The organism is Rhodococcus sovatensis (assembly GCF_037327425.1).
GTDB classification, from domain to species: Bacteria; Actinomycetota; Actinomycetes; order Mycobacteriales; family Mycobacteriaceae; genus Rhodococcoides; species Rhodococcoides sovatense.
Genome location: NZ_CP147846.1, coordinates 2,662,785 through 2,684,328, shown reverse-complemented (window position 1 = coordinate 2,684,328; position 21,544 = coordinate 2,662,785). Strand labels below are relative to the sequence as shown.

At 63.0% G+C, this 21,544-nt stretch carries 19 protein-coding genes, 1 tRNA gene and 1 pseudogene; 11 read left to right on the top strand and 10 right to left on the bottom strand.

What is annotated here, in order from left to right; all coding sequences use genetic code 11:
* Positions 1 to 26 precede the first annotated feature (26 nt).
* Complete coding sequence (locus WDS16_RS12560) at positions 27 to 1,418, bottom strand: zinc-dependent metalloprotease (protein ID WP_338892955.1); 1,392 nt, start codon at positions 1,416 to 1,418, stop codon at positions 27 to 29.
* Positions 1,419 to 1,555: 137 nt separating this feature from the next.
* Here WDS16_RS12560 and WDS16_RS12555 point away from each other — a divergent pair, with 137 nt between their 5' ends.
* Positions 1,556 to 2,578, top strand: a complete 1,023-nt coding sequence (locus tag WDS16_RS12555) for a PDZ domain-containing protein (protein WP_338892954.1) — start codon at positions 1,556 to 1,558, stop codon at positions 2,576 to 2,578.
* A 34-nt stretch (positions 2,579 to 2,612) separates the two neighbouring features.
* On the opposite strand, the gene WDS16_RS12550 is transcribed toward WDS16_RS12555, so the two are convergent.
* On the bottom strand, positions 2,613 to 3,218 hold the full coding sequence (locus WDS16_RS12550) for a PPA1309 family protein (RefSeq protein WP_338893403.1): 606 nt from the start codon (positions 3,216 to 3,218) through the stop codon (positions 2,613 to 2,615).
* A 255-nt stretch (positions 3,219 to 3,473) separates the two neighbouring features.
* On the opposite strand from WDS16_RS12550, the gene WDS16_RS12545 reads away from it, so the two are divergent.
* On the top strand, positions 3,474 to 6,458 hold the full coding sequence (locus tag WDS16_RS12545) for a UPF0182 family protein (RefSeq protein ID WP_338892953.1): 2,985 nt from the start codon (positions 3,474 to 3,476) through the stop codon (positions 6,456 to 6,458).
* An 84-nt stretch (positions 6,459 to 6,542) separates the two neighbouring features.
* Here the strand turns inward: WDS16_RS12545 and WDS16_RS12540 are convergent, their stop codons facing one another.
* Positions 6,543 to 7,115 (bottom strand): transglycosylase family protein, encoded by a 573-nt coding sequence (locus tag WDS16_RS12540; protein WP_338892952.1) that lies wholly within the window; start codon positions 7,113 to 7,115, stop codon positions 6,543 to 6,545.
* 515 nt (positions 7,116 to 7,630) lie between these two features.
* Between WDS16_RS12540 and WDS16_RS12535 the strand changes: the two genes are divergently transcribed.
* The 4 genes and pseudogenes from WDS16_RS12535 (at position 7,631) to WDS16_RS12520 (ending at position 10,385) form a co-directional block, all read left to right on the top strand.
* Positions 7,631 to 7,707 (top strand) — tRNA-Met (locus tag WDS16_RS12535).
* A gap of 97 nt (positions 7,708 to 7,804) precedes the next feature.
* Entirely contained in the window at positions 7,805 to 9,076 is a 1,272-nt protein-coding gene (locus tag WDS16_RS12530; RefSeq protein ID WP_338892951.1) for an MFS transporter, read from the top strand.
* A complete protein-coding gene (locus WDS16_RS12525; protein ID WP_338892950.1) occupies positions 9,021 to 9,380 on the top strand; it encodes a metalloregulator ArsR/SmtB family transcription factor in 360 nt (119 codons plus the stop codon). The genes WDS16_RS12530 and WDS16_RS12525 overlap by 56 nt, the downstream gene beginning before the upstream one ends.
* Positions 9,381 to 9,457: 77 nt before the next feature.
* A pseudogene (locus WDS16_RS12520) lies at positions 9,458 to 10,385 on the top strand (IS5 family transposase).
* A gap of 10 nt (positions 10,386 to 10,395) precedes the next feature.
* Here WDS16_RS12520 and WDS16_RS12515 read toward each other — a convergent pair.
* The 6 genes from WDS16_RS12515 to WDS16_RS12490 all read right to left on the bottom strand — a co-directional run bounded on the left by WDS16_RS12515 (position 10,396) and on the right by WDS16_RS12490 (position 16,817).
* Positions 10,396 to 10,554, bottom strand: a complete 159-nt coding sequence (locus tag WDS16_RS12515; protein WP_338892949.1) for a hypothetical protein — start codon at positions 10,552 to 10,554, stop codon at positions 10,396 to 10,398.
* Between the two features lie 72 nt (positions 10,555 to 10,626).
* Entirely contained in the window at positions 10,627 to 12,189 is a 1,563-nt protein-coding gene (locus WDS16_RS12510; protein WP_338893401.1) for an acyl-CoA synthetase, read from the bottom strand.
* Positions 12,190 to 12,381: 192 nt separating this feature from the next.
* Entirely contained in the window at positions 12,382 to 13,635 is a 1,254-nt protein-coding gene (locus WDS16_RS12505) for an RNA polymerase sigma factor (protein WP_338892948.1), read from the bottom strand.
* 15 nt (positions 13,636 to 13,650) lie between these two features.
* Entirely contained in the window at positions 13,651 to 13,986 is a 336-nt protein-coding gene (locus WDS16_RS12500; RefSeq protein ID WP_338892947.1) for a YciI family protein, read from the bottom strand.
* A 153-nt stretch (positions 13,987 to 14,139) separates the two neighbouring features.
* Positions 14,140 to 15,363, bottom strand: a complete 1,224-nt coding sequence (locus WDS16_RS12495; RefSeq protein ID WP_338892946.1) for an acyl-CoA dehydrogenase family protein — start codon at positions 15,361 to 15,363, stop codon at positions 14,140 to 14,142.
* A 47-nt stretch (positions 15,364 to 15,410) separates the two neighbouring features.
* Positions 15,411 to 16,817 (bottom strand): acyl-CoA dehydrogenase family protein, encoded by a 1,407-nt coding sequence (locus WDS16_RS12490; RefSeq protein WP_338892945.1) that lies wholly within the window; start codon positions 16,815 to 16,817, stop codon positions 15,411 to 15,413.
* A gap of 146 nt (positions 16,818 to 16,963) precedes the next feature.
* Between WDS16_RS12490 and WDS16_RS12485 the strand changes: the two genes are divergently transcribed.
* The gene (locus tag WDS16_RS12485) at positions 16,964 to 17,332 is read left to right on the top strand and encodes a DUF1304 domain-containing protein (RefSeq protein ID WP_338892944.1); all 369 of its coding nucleotides are present in this window, start codon (positions 16,964 to 16,966) and stop codon (positions 17,330 to 17,332) included.
* Positions 17,333 to 17,355: 23 nt separating this feature from the next.
* Here WDS16_RS12485 and hisN read toward each other — a convergent pair whose 3' ends face one another.
* Entirely contained in the window at positions 17,356 to 18,144 is a 789-nt protein-coding gene (hisN, locus tag WDS16_RS12480) for a histidinol-phosphatase (protein WP_338892943.1), read from the bottom strand.
* A gap of 100 nt (positions 18,145 to 18,244) precedes the next feature.
* Here hisN and prfB point away from each other — a divergent pair, with 100 nt between their 5' ends.
* From prfB to ftsE, 4 genes are all read left to right on the top strand, one after another.
* Complete coding sequence (prfB, locus tag WDS16_RS12475) at positions 18,245 to 19,357, top strand: peptide chain release factor 2 (protein WP_338892942.1); 1,113 nt, start codon at positions 18,245 to 18,247, stop codon at positions 19,355 to 19,357.
* A 6-nt stretch (positions 19,358 to 19,363) separates the two neighbouring features.
* The gene (locus WDS16_RS12470; protein ID WP_338892941.1) at positions 19,364 to 20,281 is read left to right on the top strand and encodes a mechanosensitive ion channel family protein; all 918 of its coding nucleotides are present in this window, start codon (positions 19,364 to 19,366) and stop codon (positions 20,279 to 20,281) included.
* A complete protein-coding gene (locus WDS16_RS12465; RefSeq protein WP_338892940.1) occupies positions 20,278 to 20,733 on the top strand; it encodes a hypothetical protein in 456 nt (151 codons plus the stop codon). The genes WDS16_RS12470 and WDS16_RS12465 overlap by 4 nt, the downstream gene beginning before the upstream one ends.
* A gap of 67 nt (positions 20,734 to 20,800) precedes the next feature.
* The gene (ftsE, locus tag WDS16_RS12460) at positions 20,801 to 21,490 is read left to right on the top strand and encodes a cell division ATP-binding protein FtsE (RefSeq protein WP_338892939.1); all 690 of its coding nucleotides are present in this window, start codon (positions 20,801 to 20,803) and stop codon (positions 21,488 to 21,490) included.
* The last annotated feature ends 54 nt before the right edge of the window (positions 21,491 to 21,544 follow it).

Here is a 21,544-nt window from a genome sequence, read left to right as displayed (position 1 = left end):
GCACACACCCCGTCAGAATCGAAAGCTCAGGACTCGGTTCCCTCGGTCTTGCCGTCGCCCTCCTTGTTCGACTGCTCTCGCGCCGAACGTTCTTGTGCCTCGGTTGCTTCGAGTTGCGCGATCGGATCGTCGAAGTTGCTCGAACCGCCGCCGACGACGCCGTCGATGAAGCCCGCCGGCTCGTCGAGGTCGGAGGACACGGGCAGGAGGTCGGGATGTGCCCATACTCCGTCGCGTCCGTCGATTCCTGCGGCCGTCGTGAGCAGGCGCCACAGCGCGCCTGCCTCTCGCACCTTGCGCGGACGCAGCTCGAGACCGACCAACGTCGCGAAGGTCTGCTCGGCCGGACCACCCGATGCACGACGACGCCTGATGGTTTCGCCGAGGGCGACTGCACCAGGAAGCCTGTCACCCAGCGCGTCGGCGACCACGGTCTCGACCCATCCTTCGACCAACGCGAGGAGTGTTTCCAGCCGTTCCAGCGCCTGCTTCTGCTCCGGGGTGGTCTGCGGCTCGAAGGCGCCTTGCTGGAGTATTTCTTCGATCTTCGACGGATCGGTCAGCGACGCGGGGTCGAGCCCGGATGCTGCTTCCTCGATTGCCGAGAAATCCATGCGTATTCCTCGGGCGTACTCCTCGACGGTCGCCAAGACGCGCTGACGGAGCCACGGAACGTGGCTGTACAGCCGTTGGTGGGCAGCTTCACGGGCGGCGAGGAAGACCAGCACCTCACGCTCAGGCTGTTCGAGGCCCTCGGTGAATGCGGCGATGGCCTCGGGCAGGAGCGCCGAGACTCCGCTCGGCCCGAGTGGAATGCCGATGTCGGTAGAGGTCAGTACCTCTTTGGACAGCTGGCCCAGTGCTTGGCCGAGCTGGGATCCGAAGGCCATGCCGCCCATCTGCGTCAGCATGCCCATCATCGGCCCAGCCATCTGCTGGGCTTCCGGGGGCAGTCCGGCGGTCCACATTCCGGAGATCTGCTCGGCGACCGGATCACACAGGCGCTTCCAGGTGTCGATCGTGTTGTCGAGCCAGTCGCCTGGATTCCACGCGGCGGTCTTCGACGCGCCGGCCGGTAGCGTCGTTGACCCGTCGAGCCAGAGTTCCGCGAGGTGCGCTGCCTCGGCGACCGCATCGGCCTTGCCTGCGCCGACGGGGGAGATGTTCCCGATCTGCTGCCGTGCCAGCTGCTTGGCGAGGTCATAGTTGACCGGGCCGGCGGAAGCCCCGCCCGCGCCCGGTGCGCCCATGCCGCTGAGCATCTGTCCGAATTGGGTGAGCATCTGTCCCAGAGCCGCGGGGTCGAACCCCTCGCCGCCGAAGCCGAACCCGCCGGGAGTGCCACCTGACCCGTCGCCGCCTTGATCCTTCTTCTTGTCGGGATCCTCGTCGGAGCCTCCGAAACCAAAATTGCTCATACGTCAACGGTACAAGGCCGGGACGCGAACAGCACCGCTGGTGATCACGCTGACGGCGAACACGACCGCATGGCGATTGCACCGTTCCGGAGGGGTCTCACATGGTTGTCACAGTCGGCGGTTCTAATGTTTGTCGGGTGAATCGTAGGATTGCCACTCTTGTCGCCGCCTTGGTGCCCGTTGTCGTGCTCGGCGTCGTGGGAACGGTCATCACTGTTCCGTTCGCGGCCTTGGGACCAGGACCGACCTACAACACGCTCGGCGATGCGGACGGTGCGCCCGTCGTTCAGATCGACGGCGTCGATGTCGACCCGACGACCGGGCACCTGAACATGACCACCGTGGCAGTTCGCGATCAGCTGAACATCTTCGAAGCGTTCGGCTTCTGGGCGAGTGGTCGGCAAGGGCTTGTCCCGCGCGAAGAGGTGTATCCGCCGGACAAGACGAAGGAAGAGGTCCAGGAGGGTAATCAGGCAGATTTCGAGCAGTCCGAGGACAGTGCGGAGCTGGCCGCACTGCATCATCTCGGCTTGCCGGTCGTCCTGGTCGTCGGTGCCGTGGCTCCCGACGGACCGGCTGCAGGCCTGCTGAACGAAGGCGAGCGGTTGGTGTCGGTGGCGGGCGAGCCGGTGGACTCGGTCACGGCCGTGCGCGAGTCGGTGAGCGCCCGATCGCCAGGAGACAGCATCGACATCGTCGTGGAGAAGGACGGCACAACGCGAACCGAGTCGGTGGTTCTCGGCGCACGGCCGGACGATGCCGAGCAGGGCTATCTGGGAGTGACGCCTGCGGAGGAACCCGACGTACCGTTCACGGTCAAGTTCAACCTCGCGGACGTCGGTGGCCCCTCTGCCGGCCTGATGTTCAGTTTGGCGGTTGTCGACAAACTCAGCCCGGGCGAGCTCAGTAACGGCGACTTCGTTGCAGGGACCGGCACCATCGACTCGAATGGACTTGTGGGTCCGATCGGCGGGATTCCGTACAAGCTCATCGCCGCACGAGAGGCAGGCGCGACGACCTTCCTCGTTCCCGCGAGCAACTGCGACGAAGCGGTGCAGAACGCCCCCGACGGGCTGCAGTTGGTCAAGGTCGACTCGCTCGACGGTGCCATCGATTCGCTCGAAGCAATCGGCGTCGGTGGAGAAGCGCCCAAATGCTGACCCGCTTGTCGTCCAACCAGAGACTCGACTTCGGTCAGTCGTCCTCGACCAGATCGAACGTGGCGTGGAGAGCACTGACGATCCCCGGGGCCAGATCCTCGTAGATCAACAGTTCGACGGGCGCGAACGGATCCGCGTCCTCGTCGGGTTGCATCTGCAGCAATGTCAGCGACGGTCCGTCCTTCAGTACGGCGGCGACGAGTCGACCGTCCTTGCGCTCGGGGTGGGTGTGGGCGGCGTGTCGCGCCGCATCGTCGGCGGCGTCTCTGTCGGCGAGAAGCGGGACGAGGGCGTCGTCGAGGGCAGATTCGGCAGTCGGCGGTAGTACGACGATCTCCTGAACGAGCGCACATCCCACGACGCCTTCCGGCCAGGTCGTGGTGGCGAGGAATTCGTCGAGCGCGCGTGAGCCTCCGCTGATGTCCTCGGGGAGCGAGTGTTGCTGGATCGGAGTCAGAAGATCACCGTCGGCGAGCTCGTCGAGGAGTCCAGGTTCGGCGGCAGCCAGCAAAGAGGTCGGTACGAGTGCGAACAGTTGGGGAGGCTGGTTCCAGCCCTCGCTGTCGACGAAGTCGACCACCTCGCGGGCGCATCGGGCCAGGGCGTCGGAGAGGGCCTCGGTGTTCGGGTCGGGATCCACACCGTCACGGAACAGGTCGTCGCTGAAGTCGCTCACCGCGCAATCATCCCATTGCGTCGGTATCTTCCCGATGGTGCATCCGCGTATCGGGTACCGAAGCTGCGCCGCGCTGTCGAGGTGGAGCCGAAGGGGTGTGAGCGAGTAGGTGATGCGTTCCGTACAGTGGTCCTCAAATCGGACATGCGACGCACGTTGTGCGCCGTACGACCCCATCAGCGATACCTAGGTGTATCGCCCGAAGTTGGAGTGTGGCACGTGGGCATGAGGGCCCCCACCGGTCTCCCGTCGCTATCGCGGCGCGCCCGGATATTACTAGTTCTGGCTTTGGTCCTCGCAGCATTGCTGCTTGTCGGTCCTCGCCTCATCGACACCTACACGAACTGGCTGTGGTTCGGGGAGGTCGGATTCCGTCAGGTGTTCACGACCACTCTGCTGACGCGTCTGGTGCTGTTCCTGATCGTCGGTGTGCTCGTCGGCGGTGTCGTCTTCGTGTCGCTGCTGCTTGCCTACCGCAACCGTCCGGTGTTCGTTCCTGTTGCCGGACCGAACGATCCGATCGCGCGATACCGCACGACGGTCATGAGCCGGCTGCGTCTCTTCGGCGTCGGAATACCGTTGGCCTTCGGTGTGATCTCGGGTCTCATTGCGCAGGCCAACTGGGTGACGGTTCAGCTGTTTTTGAACGGTGACGATTTCGGAGTCACGGATCCGCAATTTGGTTTGGACATCGGCTTCTACTCGTTCGACCTGCCCTTCTACCGGTTCGTTCTGAACTGGCTCTTCGTGGCAACGTTGATTGCGTTCTTCGCGAACCTGTTGACGCAGTACGTATTCGGCGGGATCCGACTCGCAGGCCGCGAGGGTGCGTTGACGCGCGCCGCGCGAGTCCAGCTGGCGGTGTTGGCCGGTGCGTTCGTGCTCTTCAAGGCCATCGCCTACTGGCTGGACCGGTATTCCTTGCTCTCCAGCACTCGCAAGGAACCGACCTTCTCCGGTGCAGGCTTCACCGACATCAATGCAGTGTTGCCCGCAAAATTGATTCTGCTGGCAATCGCCTTGATCTGTGCTGCAGCATTTTTCGCCGCGATCTTCCTTCGTGACCTACGCGTGCCTGCGCTGGCGACAGCGTTGCTCGTGCTGTCCTCGATTCTCGTCGGCGCGGTGTTCCCACTACTGATGGAGCAGTTCTCCGTACGTCCTAACGCTGCGGAGAAGGAGCGCGCGTACATCGAGCGAAACATCACTGCGACCAGGGATGCGTACAAGATCGGCGACGACGTCGTCGAATACCAGGACTATTCCGGCGAGGGATCGCAGAATCCGCGCGAGAGCCAGGCGGATATCACGACCATCGCCAACACCCGGTTGCTCGATCCGAATGTGCTGTCGAGGACGTTCACGCAGCAGCAGCAGCTGAAGAACTTCTTCGGCTTCCCCGACACACTCGACATCGACCGGTACGAGATCAACGGGCAGCTGCAGGACTACATCGTCGCTGCGCGTGAACTGTCTCCGGAAAGCCTGACGGGCAACCAGCTGGACTGGATCAACCGCCACACGGTGTACACACACGGAAACGGATTCGTCGCTGCGCCTGCGAACCGCGTGAACGCTGCGGTGCAGGATCCCACGTCCGAAGGTGCCAACAGCAACAGTGGGTACCCGATCTACACCGTCAGTGATATTGCATCGGAAGGTTCCGAACAGGTCATCCCGGTCGATCAGCCCCGCATCTACTACGGCGAGGTCATCGCCCAGGCCGATCCGGACTACGCAATCGTCGGAGCAGCCGAAACCGGCGACCGCGAGTACGACACCGACGACTCGAACTACACCTACACCGGTGCTGGTGGCGTCGCAGTGGGTAACTGGTTCAACCGACTTGCCTTCGCCGCGAAGTACGGCGAGCGCAACATCCTGTTCTCGAGCGCGATCGGCAGCGATTCCAAGCTTCTGTTCAATCGTGATCCGCGCGATCGAGTGCAGAAGGTCGCACCTTGGCTGACCACCGACACCGACTCGTATCCGGCGGTCGTGGACGGCAAGATCGTGTGGATCGTCGACGGATACACCACATTGGAGAACTACCCCTACGCTCAGCGCGCGTCCCTGGACGGGCTCACCGTCGACAGCGTCGAGCCGACTACCGGTAGACCGCTTCCGCGAGAAGAGGTTTCCTACATCCGGAACTCGGTCAAAGCGACGGTCGACGCGTACGACGGCACAGTGACGCTCTATCAGGTCGACGACAACGATCCGGTTCTGAAGGCCTGGATGGGAGTGTTCCCGGATTCGGTTCAGCCCGAATCAGCCATCTCGGACGAACTCCGTTCGCACTTCCGTTACCCGGAGGACTTGTTCAAGGTCCAGCGCGAGATGTTGGCGAAGTATCACGTGGACAACCCGAACGAGTTCTTCACGAACAACGCGTTCTGGTCCGTTCCGAGCGACCCGACGAGCAACAGCGGCGCGGGTAGTGAATTCAATCAACCTCCGTACTACGTACTCATCGGCGACCCTGACACCGGTAAGCCGTCGTTCCGCCTGACGAGTGCGATGGTCGGGTTCAACCGAGAGTTGTTGGCGTCGTACATCTCGGTGCGATCCGATCCGGAGGACTACGGGAAGTTCACGATTCTGCAGCTGCCGACTCAAACTCAGACTCAGGGTCCGCAGCAGGCACAGAACTCGATGACATCGGATGCGCGTGTGGCGTCGGACAGAACGCTGCTCGAGCAATCGAACGAGCTGCAGTACGGCAATCTACTGACGTTGCCCATTGCCGATGGCGGAATTCTCTATGTCGAGCCGTTGTACACCTCGCGGAAAAATGCGTCGACGTCCACCTTCCCGCAGTTGACGAAGGTGCTCGTGAGCTACCGCGAACCGGGATCCGAAGGTGGAGTTCGCGTCGGTTACGCAGCTCGATTGTCCGAGGCTCTCGATCAGGTCTTCGGATCGGGAACAGGCACTGCTGCCACCGCCCCTGGTGGTGAGGCCGCAGATCCGCAGCCGACTACGGAGACGACACCACCGGAGAGCGGGACTCAGGGCGGTACGGAAGCGCCGCCTGCGGCACCCGCACCAGCACAGCAGGGTCAACCGTCAGCGGCGGAGGTGCAGCGGCTCAATTCGGCTCTCGCCGACGTCAGGTCGGCGCAGCAGAGTGGCGACCTCGGCAGGCTTGGTGACGCGTTCGATGCGCTACAGGAAGCTATCAACGCCTACAACGCCAACTGACGTTCGAACCCGGTACGGCAAAGCGCCCGTCGTCACTTCTCAGAAGTGGCGACGGGCGCTTTCTTGTGTGCGTTAGCCCTCGAGTTATCGGCCGATCGACGCGAGAACTGGTGCGTTCGCGGCGACGAGCTGCTCGAACTGAGCGCTCAGGCCGTACTGGGCGGCGAGCGCAGAGGCGGCGTCGAAGCCCTGCTGCGCCGCTGTGGTTGCCTGCTGAGCCGGCGCCTGGTATTCGGGAGCGACGGGGACGGCCGGTGCGACCGGTGCCTGCTGGACCGGAGCTGCGGGAGCTTCCTCCGGCTCGGGAGCCGAGGTACCGGTGGTCAGGTTCTTGCCACAAGTGGGCCATGCGCCGGGGCCCTGGCTCTGCAGGGTGTTCTCTGCGACGCGGATCTGCTCGGCCTTGGAGGCGGTGTGCGGCGATCCGCTGCCACCGTTCGCAGTCCAGGTGCTCTGCGAGAACTGCAGGCCGCCGTAGTAGCCGTTGCCGGTGTTGATGTTCCAGTTGCCGCCGCTCTCGCACTGTGCAACGCCGTCCCAGTTGTGCTCGGCCGCGCTGGCAGTGCCCACGGACAGGCCGAGGGGGATCGCTACGACCGCGCCAGTGACGACGGCCCATCCGAGTGCACGCTTGGCGAAATGTGTTTCTGTGGTCATACGGGGTGAATCCTCTCCGCGCTTGCCGTCGCAACCAGCCGTAGGACACTCCGGTGTGAGCGTGCGTCCTGTGCACCTTCTCGAGAGGCCGTCCCGAGGAGGTGCGGCGTCGTACGTGTTGCGGCTCTGCCCCCGTGCGTTTCGGGGATCCACTCCCGCGGGGCAGAGCAATGCAGCGGCGGGGGTGGTACTGACCCTGTGTTTTAGGGCCGACCGTGAAGGTAGTCGAGGAATTTGGTGACGTCACACTAAGATTTGGGATCGGAACAATCCACATCGTGGGACTGCCAGTGCCATTTCTGCAGCTCGGCGGGCCTCGCGACGTATTCGTATCCCGTTCGTTACAGGTCCGTTATGTGGTATGAATCACGCAAAATTTGTGATACGGGGCACGGAATTCGAAGGTGGACGACCGGTATTTCATCCACGACAACGTGCGCTGGGGGGTCATGTTCGGTTGCTGTACACGCGATTTGCCATCGGTGGATGCCGTCGGGTAACTTCGTTTCTTGCAGCGCGGGGTGGAGCAGCTCGGTAGCTCGCTGGGCTCATAACCCAGAGGTCGCAGGTTCAAATCCTGTCCCCGCTACCAACAGTTCGAGGTCGGCACTCAATTCGAGTGCCGACCTCGAACTATTTTTTACGACGACATGTTCACGTGTGCGCACTTAAACCTATAACATGGTGGTGTGTCTGTTGCCGAACCGCTCCGCGATCCACGATTCCGACGGCTGTACGCAGCCCAGGTGGTCGCGTTGGTGGGCACCGGCCTCCTGACTGTCGCACTCGGCCTGGTCGCTGTCGATATTGCGCGCGAGCAAGCCGGCGTCGTACTTGGCACAGCGCTGGCGATCAAGATGATCGCGTACGTCGCGGTGGCACCGATGGCTACGGCGCTCACGGTTCGTTTCGACCGCAAAGCGGTGTTGATCACCGCTGACGTCGTGCGCGCTGCGGTAGCTCTTGCCCTGCCATTCGTCGGTGAAGCCTGGCAGATCTATGCACTCGTGTTCGTACTGCAATCGGCGTCAGCGACATTCACTCCTGCTTTTCAATCCGTTGTTCCCGTCATACTCCGAGACGAGTCCTCGTATGCCCGCGGGTTGTCGCTGTCTCGTCTCGCCTACGACCTGGAATCGATTGCCAGCCCGATGATCGCGGCCGCCGCTCTGACAGTCGTGTCGTTCCACTCGCTGTTCATCGGTACGTCCATCGGCTTCCTCGCGTCCATGTGCCTCGTTGCACGGACCGCGATTCCGCGAATCCCGGTCCGAAGGGACTCGTCGTTGCTGGAGCGAACGACGGCAGGGATACGCGAATTCGGAAGACGCGCCGACCTTCGCGGCCTCGCCGCGATGAACCTCGTCGCCGCGACGGCGACCAGCCTGGTCGTGGTCAACTCCGTCGTCTTCGCCACGGTGCTTCTCCGCGGCCCCGCGTGGTCGTTCGCGTTCCTGCTCGGATGCTTCGGGGTTGGTTCCATCGCCGTCGCGCTGTGTGTTCCGCCGCTGTTGGAGCGAACTTCTGCGCGAGCAACGATGACGGTCGGATGCGTCGGTGTGTTGTCCGTGCTGGTGTGCATCGCACTGGTCACGGCTGCAGCTCCGACAGGTTTGCTGGGATGGGGCGTCGTCTCGGTCCTCTGGGTAGCTGCGGGCGCTGCCGTGTCGGCAATCAGCACGCCGTCGCCATCGGTAGTACGTCGTGCGTGCGAAGGGCGCGACTCGGGTCCGTTGTTCACGGCGCAGTTCTCGCTCTCGCACGCCTGCTTCTTGTTTACCTACCCGATTGCAGGCTGGGTGGGGGCGTCGGCGGGACAGGTTGCGTCGACTCTAGTGCTGGCTCTGGTAGCTACACTGGGCACGGTCGCGGCAGTCGGAGTGTGGAAATCATCAGGAGGCGGAAGTGACGGACAAGCTTCCGATTCACGAACCGAGCTTCCAACACTCGGCAGAGCCTGACCGTGCACGCCTGGAATCTGCAGGTGAGATTTTCAGAATGCTGTCCGATCCGACGCGTCTACTGCTGCTGCGAATTCTGAGCGAGGCTCCCGCAGATGTCACCGCCCTGACCGACTCCAGTGGTGCGTCGAGAACCGCCGTCAGTCAGCATCTCGCCAAACTGCGTTTCACAGGGATGGTCGAGACGACGAAGGAGGGGAGACGCGTGGTGTACCGAATCGCCGACGGCCACCTGGCTCGACTCGTCCGCGAGGGGTTCAACTATGCCGATCATCGAGTCACCGGTGAGCCCTCGCACGAATGACTCGATGATCGATTCACGGAGCGAGGACTAGAGCGTGTCTCCCAAATTTGAGAGGTGCTGTCAGCGATGATATTTCGATGACGCGCGTGGGAGTGATCAGTGACGAGTTCTGGGAGATCGTCGAGCCAGTGATACCCACCGACGTGGGAAAACGTGGGCGGCGGTTCGCCGAGCACCGGCGAATTCTGGAGGGCATCGCATACCGATTCCGTACCGGGTGTCCGTGGCGAGATCTGCCGGAGGACTTCGGTCCGTGGCAGACGGTGTGGAAACGCCACCACCGATGGTCCTTCGATGGCACCTACGACGAGATGCTTGCCGCGGTGGCCGAGGTGTTCGGTCTCGACCCGGAAGAACTCGACGGCGATATCGGGGCGGTGCTCTCGATCGACTCGACCAGCGTCCGGGCGCATCAGCATGCGGCCGGTGCGCGAGCCGACACTCTCACAGGGGGCCTTGTCGAATTACAAGAAATCCGTCGACGAACCCGCTGACCACGCGTTGGGTCGATCTCGCGGAGGATTCACCACGAAGATCCATGCACTGACCGACCTGACGTGCTCGCCGGTGACGATGCTGCTGACCGGTGGGCAAGCCGGGGACAATCCACAGTTGGTGCCGTTGCTCGATGCCCACCGAGCTGCCGGTGGGGACCAGGACTACCGATTGCTCGCCGACAAGGCGTACACCCATCCCAGTACCCGCACCGAACTGCGTCGCCGCAAGATCAAACACACCATTCCCGAGCGCAGCGACCAGAAGCAGCGACGGGCCGACAAGGGGTCCGCCGGTGGTCGTCCACCGGGTTTCGATCCGACGATGTACAAGCACCGCAACACCGTCGAGCGTGGCTTCGGGCGGCTCAAACAGTGGCGTGGTGTGGCCACTCGATATGACAAGTACGCCATGACATTCCTCGGGGGCGTTGTCCTGTGCGCGGCAGTTCTGCACTCCCGCAACCACAACCACCGCCCGGCGATGAAAACGAAAACGGACCCAATTTAAGAGACACGCTCTAGGTGCCGCTCACGGTTGTGTCGGGGGTGTCGTCGTCCTCGGGCGCGTCGGCTGTCAGGTCGACGGTATCGCCGCCTTCGAGGACTGTCAGCTCCTGCTCGGCCTCGGCGATCAAACCTCTGGCTTCGTCTTTGATTTTCTTCGCCCAATCGGACATTTTGCTGCTCTCCTCCGCATGAACCGTGTACCTCATTCTCTACCAGGTCGTCCCGGTGAGCGAACGGCTGGTCTACTCGAGCTCGCCGAGGACGCGCCGCAGGACCTTTCCCGTCGCGTTGCGAGGAAGTTCGTCGATGAAGACGATGTCCCTGGGCACCTTGTATCTCGCGAGGTGGTCCTTGACGTACGACCGGATGGCATCCGCATCGCGGGGCGAACTCGGAGTCGGTACGACGAACGCCTTCAACCTCTGTCCGAATTCCGGATCGGAGTCTCCGAGCACGGCTGCCTCGATGATGTCGGGATGCTCGGCAAGCAAGTTCTCGACTTCGAGGGGATAGACATTCTCTCCCCCGGAGACGATCATGTCGTCGTCTCGGCCGTCGACGAACAACAACCCATCGGCATCGAAATGACCTACGTCGCCCGTCGACAGCATCCCGTCGATGCGTTCCTTGTCGCGGCCGTCGGTGTAGCCGGAGAAGCTCAAGCCGCTCGCGACGAAGATGCGACCTACGGCACCTGCTCCGCGGACGGGATTGCCGTCGCTGTCGAACAATTCGACCCGGCAGGTGACAGGCGGCCGGCCTGCAGTGCCTGGCGCTCGTTCGAGGTCCTCGGGTGTGGCGACAGTTGCAACCGCTACCTCGGTCGAGCCGTAGAGATTGTGGAGGACGGGCCCGAATGCTGCGGCTGTTCGACGGCAAAGCTCGGGCGAGATCGCCGAACCGGATGCGAACACGATCCGAAGCGAGGATGTGTCGTAGGACGACAGCGTGTCGGCCGGCAAGTCGACTATTCTCTGCAGCATCGTCGGCACCAACACGAGCGAATCGGCCCGGTACTGCGCGACGAGCTGCATCGTGTTCTCCGGATCGAACTTTCGGTGCATGACGACCGTATTGCGCAGGGCGAGCGCCAACGCGAATTGAGACAGCCCGGTGCCGTGAAAGATCGGCGCCGCCATGATCATCGTCTGGTCCCGTCGTAGCGGGACGCGGTCGAGGAACTGAGCCGAGGCGAGCGGTGAAGTATGTTCGCGTGGTGCGCCTTTCGGCGTTCCGGTGGTTCCGCTGGTCAGTAGGACGAAGCCTCCCTGCGATGCGGGAGCCGGGACGGAGTCCATGGAGTTGCCTGTCCGAACATCCTCCAGCGGGGTAGCGTCCGGGTTGGGCGACTGCGACAAGGCCAGATACCGCGTGACCTCGGGTGCGAGGGCAGCTGCCACCTCCGAAAACTCCTCGTCGTACACGAACGACCCGATCTGCTCCCGAACGGACACATCAGCGAGTTGTGGGGGAGCGAAGCCGGTGTTCATCATCACGAGCCTGACACCGGCTTTGGCTGCAGCGAGCATCGTCAGCACCAGGCCGCGATGATTGCGAGCCATGACTCCCATGACCGACCCAGCGCCTATGCCGTCCTTTGCCCAGCCTCGCACTACCGCGTTCGAGTACCGCTCGAGCTCGACATAGGACAGTGTTCCCAATTCGTCGACGATCGCCGGTGACGTGACCCCAGCTCTGGCGTTCGCATGAACCGGGCCCGCGAACGGCCCATATTTTGCTACCGCGCGCAGCGAGGCGATTCCATGATCCAGCCGCGGGAACGGAACCAACCCCGCTCGGTTCATCACACGAACGGCGGCGACCCCACCGATGATGTGCGACAACGTGTGGTGGCGCGCCACGTTCTGTTTGACCGACACGATCGTCCCCCTACAGATCACTTCGGTACAGCTGCGTACGCTGCGTCCTGCGTACGCAATCCTAGTTGCCCGTCGACGCGGTCGGGCGGCTTCACGAATGAACAACTCGTAGATCGGCTATCCGCCGCTGCGTTCGGCCTCCATCAGCCTCCGTCGAAGGTATCTGCGCTCGGGCTCGGACCCGGCCAGCGCGAGTGCTCGTCGGAAGTCGTCGGCGGCCTCGTCGAATCGGTTGCACCGACACAGCAGGTCCGCCCGCGCCGCATGAAACGGGTGATAGCTCTGCAACTGTGGATCGCGCCTCAGCAACTCGAGTAGTTCGAGACCGACCTGTGGGCCGTCCCGCATGGCCACTGCGGCCGCGCGATTCAGCGACACGATCGGCGACGGTGCGATGGTGGCGAGTACACCGAACAATTCGACGATCTGCGGCCAATCCGTTTCTGCTGCCGTAGGTGCTTCGGCGTGCAGGGAAGCGATCGCGGCTTGCACTCCGTAGGGGCCTGGGCTTCCACCGGTGAGGGCGTGGACGACCAAGGTCGACCCCTCGGCGATCATGTCCCGATCCCACAGTTCGCGATCCTGTTCTTCGAGCATCAGCACCATCCCGTCGCGTGTACGCGCGGCATGCCGCGCGTGGGTCGACAGCATGAGTGCGAGCAGTCCCGACGCCTCTCGCTCGTTCGGCAGCAGTGCACGAAGGATTCGGCCGAGGCGAAGCGCTTCTTCGGCGAGATCGAGGCGAATCAGATTCTCGCCCGACGACGCGGAGTACGCCTCGGTGAAGATGGAGTAGACCACCTGCAGTACGCCGGGCAATCGCTGGGGGAGTTCGTCGGTGTCGGGAACCCGAAACGGAATCCGGGCATCGCGAATCTTCTTCTTGGCACGAGAAATTCGTTGACCGGCGGTCGATTGCGGAATCACGAACGCCCGAGCGACCTCGGCCGTGGTGAGGCCCGCGAGGCAGCGAAGGGTGATCGCCAACCGGTCGTCGGCTTGCAGGGCAGGGTGCGCGCACGTGAAGAACAGTTGGAGTCGCTCATCCGGGAAGTCCTCTGACGGTTCATCTGCTGCGGAGACCGGCGCTGCCCTGTCTTGTTCGACGTGCAGGATCGCCAGCCTGGCTGCGTAGGATTGATCACGCCGAAGTCGGTCGACTGCCCGACGCCTGGCTGTGGTGAGCAGCCAGGCACCGGGCTTGATCGGAACGCCGTCGATCGGCCAGTGCTGAAGTGCGGCTTCGAGGGCCTCCGACGTGACTTCCTCGGCAAGATCGAGATCGCCGTACCGACGAACAAGAGTCGCGAGCAGGCGTCCGTGTTCCTCCCGGAACACCGATTCCAACGACGCGCGCGTGTAGTCGCTCATCGGCTTGGGCAGTCTCTAGAACTCGGCGATGGGCCGGACCACTACGGAACCTCCGCCACGCGAGCCTGGGCAGCGAGCCGCCCAGTCGAGGGCGGCGTCGAGATCGGGCACGTCGATGACCTCGAAGCCGCCCAGCACCTCTCGGGTCTCGGCGAAAGGACCGTCGGTGACGCTTCGCTCGCCTGCGGAATCGACCTGGACAGTCGTGGCGGTCGTGAGGTCTGCCAGCGCGTGCCCGGTGACCCACACTCCAGCGTCTTGCATTTCCTTGCCGAACTGGACCCAGTCCTCCACCGAGCAGCCGTTGTCGAACTCGGCACTCGGTGCGTTGATCAGCAGCATGTACTTCATGATGGTCTCCCGTATCTCGTGTCCTTACGTGGCTTACATGATGACGACGAATGGGGATGCACGTTTTCGACAGGGCAGAGAATTTTTCTTACGCCGCATGCACGAGACCCCGCAACCGGACGGTTGCGGGGTCTCGTGTGTAGGGCGTAAGAACTACTTCAGCTCGGCGGACGTCTTTCCGAGCACTCGACGAGCGACGATCAGCTGCTGGATCTGCTGGGTGCCCTCGAAGATGTCGAGAATCTTCGAATCGCGACTCCACTTCTCGAGTAGCAGACGCTCCGAGTAGCCGTAGCTTCCCGCGAGTTCGACGGCTTTGAGGGTGATGTCGGTGGCGGAGCGGCCGGCCTTCGCCTTGGCCATCGAGGCCTGCAGCGAGTTCGGCTCCTTGTTGTCTGCCATCCATGCTGCGCGCAGCGCGAGTAGGTGCGCCGCTTCCCAGTCCGCTTCGAGTCGAAGGAATTCGGCTGCCGCCGCGTGCTGGTTGTATGCGGGCGTGGTGTAGGAAATCTCGACGTCAGCTTCGACGAGGATCGAACGCAACTCCTCGAGTGCCGCACGTGCCACGCCGATGGCCATGCCGGCGACGAGGGGACGCGTGTTGTCGAACGTCTGCATGACGCCGGCGAATCCCTTTTCGGTGTTCACCTCGGCCGAGCCGAGGAGATTGTCCTTCGGGATCCGGCAGTCTTCGAGCAGCAAGGCAGCGGTGTCCGAGGCCTTGATGCCGAGCTTGTGCTCGAGACGCGCGACACTGAGGCCCGGCGCGTCACGCGGGACGACGAAGGACTTGATCGCGGCCCGGCCCTTGGACTTGTCGACGCTCGCCCACACGACGATGTGAGTCGATCGCTCGCCGGCGGTGACGTAGATCTTTTCACCGTTGAGGACCCACTCGTCGCCGTCGAGAACGGCTGTCGTGGTGACCGCGGCCGAGTCCGAACCGAAACTGGGCTCGGTAATGGCCATCGAAGCCCATACCTTGCCGAAACGCTCGAGCTGTTCGTCGGTGGAGACGGCAGCGATTGCCGAGTTTCCGAGGCCCTGGTAGGGGATCGACAGCGTCAGACCGACGTCGCCCCAGCAGGTTTCGATGACATTGACGAGAGCGGACATGTTGCCGCCGTTCGCGTTTGCCGTCTTGCTGGGCTTCTTGGCGTTCTCGCTGCCCTTCTCACGACCGCCCGCTGCGCCACCGACTACGGTGCCGGCGTCGGACATGCCTTCGACCATCGAGGCCATCGTGTCGAGCTCGACCGGGTATTCGTGCTCAGCCAGGTCGTACTTGCGGGAGATGGGACGAAAGATCTCGGCCGCGACCTGGTGTGCCTGATTCGCTTGCGCCCGAAGCTTCTTGGGTAGTTCGAGATTGATCATGGTTTATCGATTCCTTGGCGGGGTTCTCGAGAAGATGGGGGGGCGAATCAGATGAGGACGATGCCCTCGGTGACACCGACGGCGCGGAGGTCGCGGTACCAGCGTTCCACGGGGTGTTCCTTGGTGAAGCCGTGTCCTCCGAGCAACTGCACGCCGTCGGAACCGATCTGCATGCCCTTCTCGGCTGCGAGGCGTCGCGCAAGCGCGGCTTCGCGGGCGAACGACTTGCCCTGCTCGGCGCGCGATGCGCCGCGCAGAGTTACCAGGCGCATACCGTCCAGTTCGATCGCGATGTTCGCGACCATGAATGCGACGGCCTGACGGTTGCTGATGGGTTCTCCGAACGCCTCACGCTCGTTGACGTACGGGATTACGTAGTCGAGTACGGCTTGTCCGGTACCGACTGCAAGAGCCGACCATCCGAGACGCGCGAGGCTGATGGCGTCGGCGTAGTCGAGTGCGCGCTGGTCTGCGTCGCCGTCGCCTAGAAGCGCGGACTCGGGAACCGCGACGTCGGTGAGCACGAGACGGCCGAGACCTGCCGCGCGAAGCCCCATGCTGGGATCGGCTTCGACGACGAGGCCCTTGGTGTCCGACTCGACGATGAAGAACGCCGGGCGACCCTCCAGCTCAGCGGCAACTATGAACAGTTCGGAACTGCCGGCAGCGGGCACGACGCTCTTGACTCCGTTGAGCTTGAACCCGCTGGGTGACCGCACGGCCTTCGTCTTCAGCGCGAACGGATCGAAAAGCGCGCGAGGCTCGTTGACGACGACTGCTGCGTTCGGGACCTTTTCCCCGACGAACGCCGGCAGGTACGTCTTCTGCTGAGCGTCGGTGCCCCACTGGGTGAGGGCCACGGCGACCCCGCTCGGCGCGAGGATCGGGAGCGCGAGTCCCATGTCGCCATGGGCGAGCGCTTCGGCGACGAGCGCATTGGTGACGGCGCCGCGTTCGCTGGCAGCACCGTCGAGCTCTTCAGGAACGTTGATGAATGTGATGCCGAGCTCGGCCGACCGACGCACCAGATCCTCGGGCGAGGATGCAGACGCATCTGCGTCGAACGCTGCGGGCCGCAGAATTTCTTCGGCGAACTCCTTGACCGTCTCTACGATCATACGCTGTTCGTCGTCGGGCGTCAGATCGAAAAAGTCCAGGTTCTTGACGGCCGCATCTTCCAGACGCTTCGGCTTGCCGCTTCCGGTTGCCTTGGCGAATGTGCGGTTCGCAGCACCCAAGGTCTTGAAGCCGGTTTTGGTGCTCTCGTACGTCACTCGGTCGATCGTCTGACGGAGGTTGTACTTCTCCGCGAGTTCGGATCCGGTGATGGCCGTGAGCACGCGCATAGCGGTGCCGATGGCATCACGCTTGAACGGATTGAGGCCTACTGCGGATGTGTCGCGAGGCGCTGTGCGCTTCGTATCGACCACACTGTCTTGCTTGCTCATGATCACCAGCTGTTTCTCGGTGTCGGGCTCGGACTTGAACTATCTTACTCCCGGGTAAGTTAGCTGTCTACTCCCGAGTAAGAAGTGTGTCGTGACGTGCGCTCCGCGCAGTCGCTACGGAAATCCAGGCAGGTGTGGCAGCATCTCACTTCGTGCCTGTACTAGCCCAGATTTTCGCCGCCCTCGCGGCTATCCTTCACGTCGTCATCTTCGTGTTCGAAAGCGTGGTGTGGAGCAAGCCCACGGTGTGGAAGAGGTTCGGCGTCGCTAGCCAGGCCGACGCCGACGTTGTCCGGCCGATGGCGTTCAACCAGGGTTTCTACAACCTGTTTCTGGCCGTCGGAATCTTTGTCGGACTGATCCTCGGCGGCGAAGCCGGCGATGCGATCGTCGTCTTCGCGTGTTTGAGCATCGTCGGGGCCGCATTCGTTCTCGCGACCGGAGGAAAGAAGTACTTCCGCCCTGCCGTCGTTCAAGGCATCACTCCGGCACTGGCGTTGGTGTTCGCGGCGTTCGCCTGAGCAGCGAGCACCCTAGCTAGCGATCACACCGGTCGTAGGCGGTCCAAGACCTCGTCCTGCAACAAGCCGTTCGTGGCCACCGCACTCCCGCCGTGGGGGCCCGGATCTCCGTCGAGCGAGGTGAAGCGCCCGCCCGCCTCTCGGACGAGAATGTCGAGCGGAGCAAGGTCCCACAGTGAGACCTCGGGTTCGGTCGCAATGTCGAGGGTGCCCTCGGCGAGCAAGCAGTACGAGAAGAAGTCGCCGTAGCCCCGAACTCGCCAGACGGCATCGGTCAGTTCGATGAACCGATCACGGATGTTGCGATCCTGCCAACCGGACAGGCTCGCGAAACTCAGGCTCGCAGACGAGAGCTCGCTGACGGAGGACACCGCGATCGAACGGGACTCGCCACCGTCGTACGACGTCCAGGCGCCGTCGCCCTGCGCTGCCCACCATCGACGGTTCAGGGCCGGTGCGCTGATCACGCCGACGACGGGGACGCCGTCCACGAGAAGCGCGATCAAGGACGCCCAGACCGGAACTCCGCGGACGAAGTTCTTGGTTCCGTCGATCGGATCGACCACCCATTGACGGCCTTCGAATATCGCGTCTCCGCCGAATTCCTCACCGAGTATCGCGTCCTCGGGTCGCTCTGCGGCCAACATCGCCCTGACTTTCTCTTCGACCGCGAGATCGGCGTCGCTGACCGGGCTGAGGTCGGGCTTGTCTGCGACCTTCAAGTCCAGTGCAAGGAAGCGATCGCGGGTGATGTCGTCGGCCTGGTCGGCGATGGACAGGGCGAGCTGCAGGTCGTCGGCGGGGAAAGTCACTGCTCAAGAGTAGGACAGGGCGAAGACGGCGCTCTCACCCCGGCGCGAGGTGAGACGCTCTGGTCTGCCGTCCGTGCAACTGCCGGTAACCTTGACTCTCGTGCATCCTGACGTCTCCGCAGACCTGAACGAACTCGACATCACCCTCACTACGATCGAGTCAGTTCTCGATGTCGAAGAACTCCGTCGCCGCATCGACGAGCTCGAACATCAGGCGGCGTCGCCCGATCTGTGGAACGACCAGGAACATGCCCAGCAAGTGACCAGTCAGCTCTCGCATGCGCAGGCCGAGCTCCGCCGAGTGGAAGAACTACGTTCTCGTCTCGACGACCTTCCGGTCCTGTACGAACTCGCTGAAGGCGAAGAAGGCGAAGCCGAGGCATCGGCCACCGCCGACGCCGATGCAGAACGTGCGTCGCTGCGCGAGGACATTGCCGCGGCCGAGGTGCGCACGCTCCTGTCCGGTGAGTACGACCAGCGTGATGCGCTCGTCAACATTCGTTCCGGCGCCGGCGGCATCGACGCGGCGGACTGGGCCGAGATGCTGATGCGCATGTATATCCGTTGGGCGGAGAAGCACGGTTACAGCGTCGAGGTGTACGACACGTCCTACGCCGAGGAAGCGGGCATCAAGAGCGCGACGTTCGCGGTCAAGGCGCCGTACACCTACGGAACCCTGTCCGTCGAGCAGGGCACCCACCGCCTCGTGCGTATCAGTCCGTTCGACAACCAGGGCCGTCGCCAGACGTCGTTCGCCGAGGTCGAGGTTCTTCCTGTCGTCGAAACGACCGACCACATCGAGATTCCCGAGGGTGACATCCGCGTCGACGTCTACCGATCCAGTGGCCCCGGTGGTCAGTCGGTCAACACGACGGACTCCGCAGTTCGCCTGACGCATATCCCGACGGGCATCGTCGTCACGTGTCAGAACGAGAAGTCGCAGTTGCAGAACAAGGTCTCGGCCATGCGCGTTCTGCAGGCCAAACTTCTCGAGGTCAAGCGCAAGGAAGAACGCGCCGAGATGGACGCCCTCAAAGGCGACGGTGGCAGTTCCTGGGGAAACCAGATGCGCTCGTACGTGCTGCACCCGTACCAGATGGTCAAGGATCTGCGCACCGAATACGAGGTCAACAATCCCTCGTCCGTGCTCGACGGTGACATCGACGGTTTCCTTGAAGCGGGAATTCGTTGGCGCATGCGCGGGGACGAGTAGAACACCATGGTCACAGCACTCTCGCTCGGCCTGCCAGCGGACCTGGAGGGTTGGCTATACGGCAGTGGGCTCGAAATCGTGCTGTACATCCTCGGTGGAATGCTCACGGCGCGTTTCATCAGCTACGTCGGATCGCGTATCACCGCGCGGATCGACTCGAACTATCAGCACAGTGACGCACTGGTGCGAACCGAAGCCGCCAAACATCGTCACGCTCTTGCTCAGGTGATCACCTGGGTCGCTGTCACGTTGGTCTACGTACTCGTGACGATCGAAGTGCTACGCCGATTCGGATTCGCAGCCAGCGGACTGGTGGCTCCGGCCGCGGTACTCGGCGCAGCGCTGGGTTTCGGTGCACAACGCGTCGTGCAGGACATCCTCGCCGGCTTCTTCATCATCACCGAACGTCAGTACGGCTTCGGTGACGTCGTCCAGATCGCGGTGACCGGGTCGGCCGAGGACGCCGAAGGCACCGTCGAGGACGTGACGCTGCGGGTCACCCGCGTCCGCAGCGTCGACGGTGAAGTGATCACCGTTCCCAACGGTCAGATCGTCAAAGTCATCAACCTGTCCAAGGATTGGGCTCGTGCTGTGGTCGATGTTCCGATCCCATCGAGTGCCGACCTGAACCGGGTCAACGAAATCCTCAGGAGTGTCGGTCGCGAAGCCTTCGAGGATCCACAGATTCGCCCACTGCTGCTGGACGAGCCGACCGTGATGGGCGTCGAGAGTATCGAGGTCGATGTGGTGAACGTGCGGCTCGTGGCACGGACCCTGCCGGGCAAGCAATTTCACGTCGGCCGCGATCTGCGTGTTCGGGTCGCCGCGGCTCTGCGGCCCGAAGGAATCAGCGTCAGTCCCGATCTGTCCACAGCAGGTGTCGCGCCGGAAAGCGCGTCGTCCGACCGGGGGGACGAGCGATGACCGAACACGACGGCGGTACGGACGGCACAGATCGGCGGTCGCGCAGCTGGAAGATCCCATCCAGGATCTATGGGCGGGTCCGGACGTCGACGGTGGCTCTCGGTATCTGCTTCGTCCTCACCGCTCTTCTGTACAACCAGGTGCGACCCGAACCAGCCGAGGTGCAGGGTCCCCAGCCGGTCGACACGAGCCAGTACACGGGAGTTCAGCCGAACTATCAGTCCGAGTACACCGAACCTTCGACGACGACTCCGCCGAGCTCTACCGTCGATCCCTCGAACACCGAGGACCCGTCGAACACCGGGGCGACCCCTGGGGAGCCGGGATCCTCAGGCAGCTCCACCTCGAGCGAATCCGGTACACAGGAACCGACGTTCCTACCCGGGGTGCCCGTACCACCGCAGTTGCGATCGTTGTTCCCGTCAGAGCCGAGCGCCACTCCCAGCCCCTAGATTTCCACAGGCAACACACATGTTGCCCCGGTCGGTTACCGGCAAGTAAGGGCTACACTGGCGACCCGTGATCAGCACCTCGAATCTCTCCAAGTCCTACAAGACGTCGACCAGACCAGCTTTGGACGACGTGACGGTCTCGGTGGAAAAAGGGGACTTCGTCTTCCTCATCGGTCCCTCTGGTTCAGGGAAGTCGACGTTCATGCGACTGCTCCTCAAGGAAGAGACGCCTACCTCGGGCGACATCCATGTCGCGGACTTTCACGTCAATCGTCTGTCGTCTCGGCGCGTACCCAAATTGCGACAGTCCATGGGGTGTGTGTTTCAGGATTTCCGATTGCTTCAGCAGAAGACCGTCGTCGAAAACGTCGCGTTTGCTCTCGAAGTGATCGGAAAGCCGCGCTCTATGATCAAGAGAACAGTGCCCGAGGTGCTGGATCTGGTCGGGCTCGGCGGAAAGTCGGATCGGCTCCCGACCGAGCTTTCCGGTGGTGAGCAGCAGCGGGTCGCGATTGCCCGGGCGTTCGTCAACAGGCCTCTGGTCTTGCTCGCGGACGAGCCGACCGGAAACCTCGACCCGGATACGAGCCAGGACATCATGATGCTGCTCGAACGCATCAACCGGACCGGAACGACGGTTCTGATGGCAACGCACGACAACCACATCGTCGACTCGATGCGTCGCCGGGTCATCGAACTCGACAACGGGCGCGTGGTGCGCGACGAAGCCCGTGGGGTCTACGGCGTCGGCAGGTAAGTGCCCCTGCACTCTGTGCCGAGTGCCGAACGATCAGACATTCCAAGACCGTAG

What these genes read in the sequence shown, in the direction of transcription:
- WDS16_RS12560 (WP_338892955.1), bottom strand. Translation starts at nt 1,418, where the DNA reads ATGAGCAATTTTGGTTTCGGAGGCTCCGACGAGGATCCCGACAAGAAG.
- WDS16_RS12470 (WP_338892941.1), top strand. Translation starts at nt 19,364, where the DNA reads ATGGTCACAGCACTCTCGCTCGGCCTGCCAGCGGACCTGGAGGGTTGG.
- WDS16_RS12495 (WP_338892946.1), bottom strand. Translation starts at nt 15,363, where the DNA reads ATGATCAATCTCGAACTACCCAAGAAGCTTCGGGCGCAAGCGAATCAG.
- WDS16_RS12505 (WP_338892948.1), bottom strand. Translation starts at nt 13,635, where the DNA reads ATGAGCGACTACACGCGCGCGTCGTTGGAATCGGTGTTCCGGGAGGAA.
- WDS16_RS12510 (WP_338893401.1), bottom strand. Translation starts at nt 12,189, where the DNA reads ATGAACCGAGCGGGGTTGGTTCCGTTCCCGCGGCTGGATCATGGAATC.
- WDS16_RS12500 (WP_338892947.1), bottom strand. Translation starts at nt 13,986, where the DNA reads ATGAAGTACATGCTGCTGATCAACGCACCGAGTGCCGAGTTCGACAAC.
- WDS16_RS12540 (WP_338892952.1), bottom strand. Translation starts at nt 7,115, where the DNA reads ATGACCACAGAAACACATTTCGCCAAGCGTGCACTCGGATGGGCCGTC.
- WDS16_RS12515 (WP_338892949.1), bottom strand. Translation starts at nt 10,554, where the DNA reads ATGTCCGATTGGGCGAAGAAAATCAAAGACGAAGCCAGAGGTTTGATC.
- WDS16_RS12465 (WP_338892940.1), top strand. Translation starts at nt 20,278, where the DNA reads ATGACCGAACACGACGGCGGTACGGACGGCACAGATCGGCGGTCGCGC.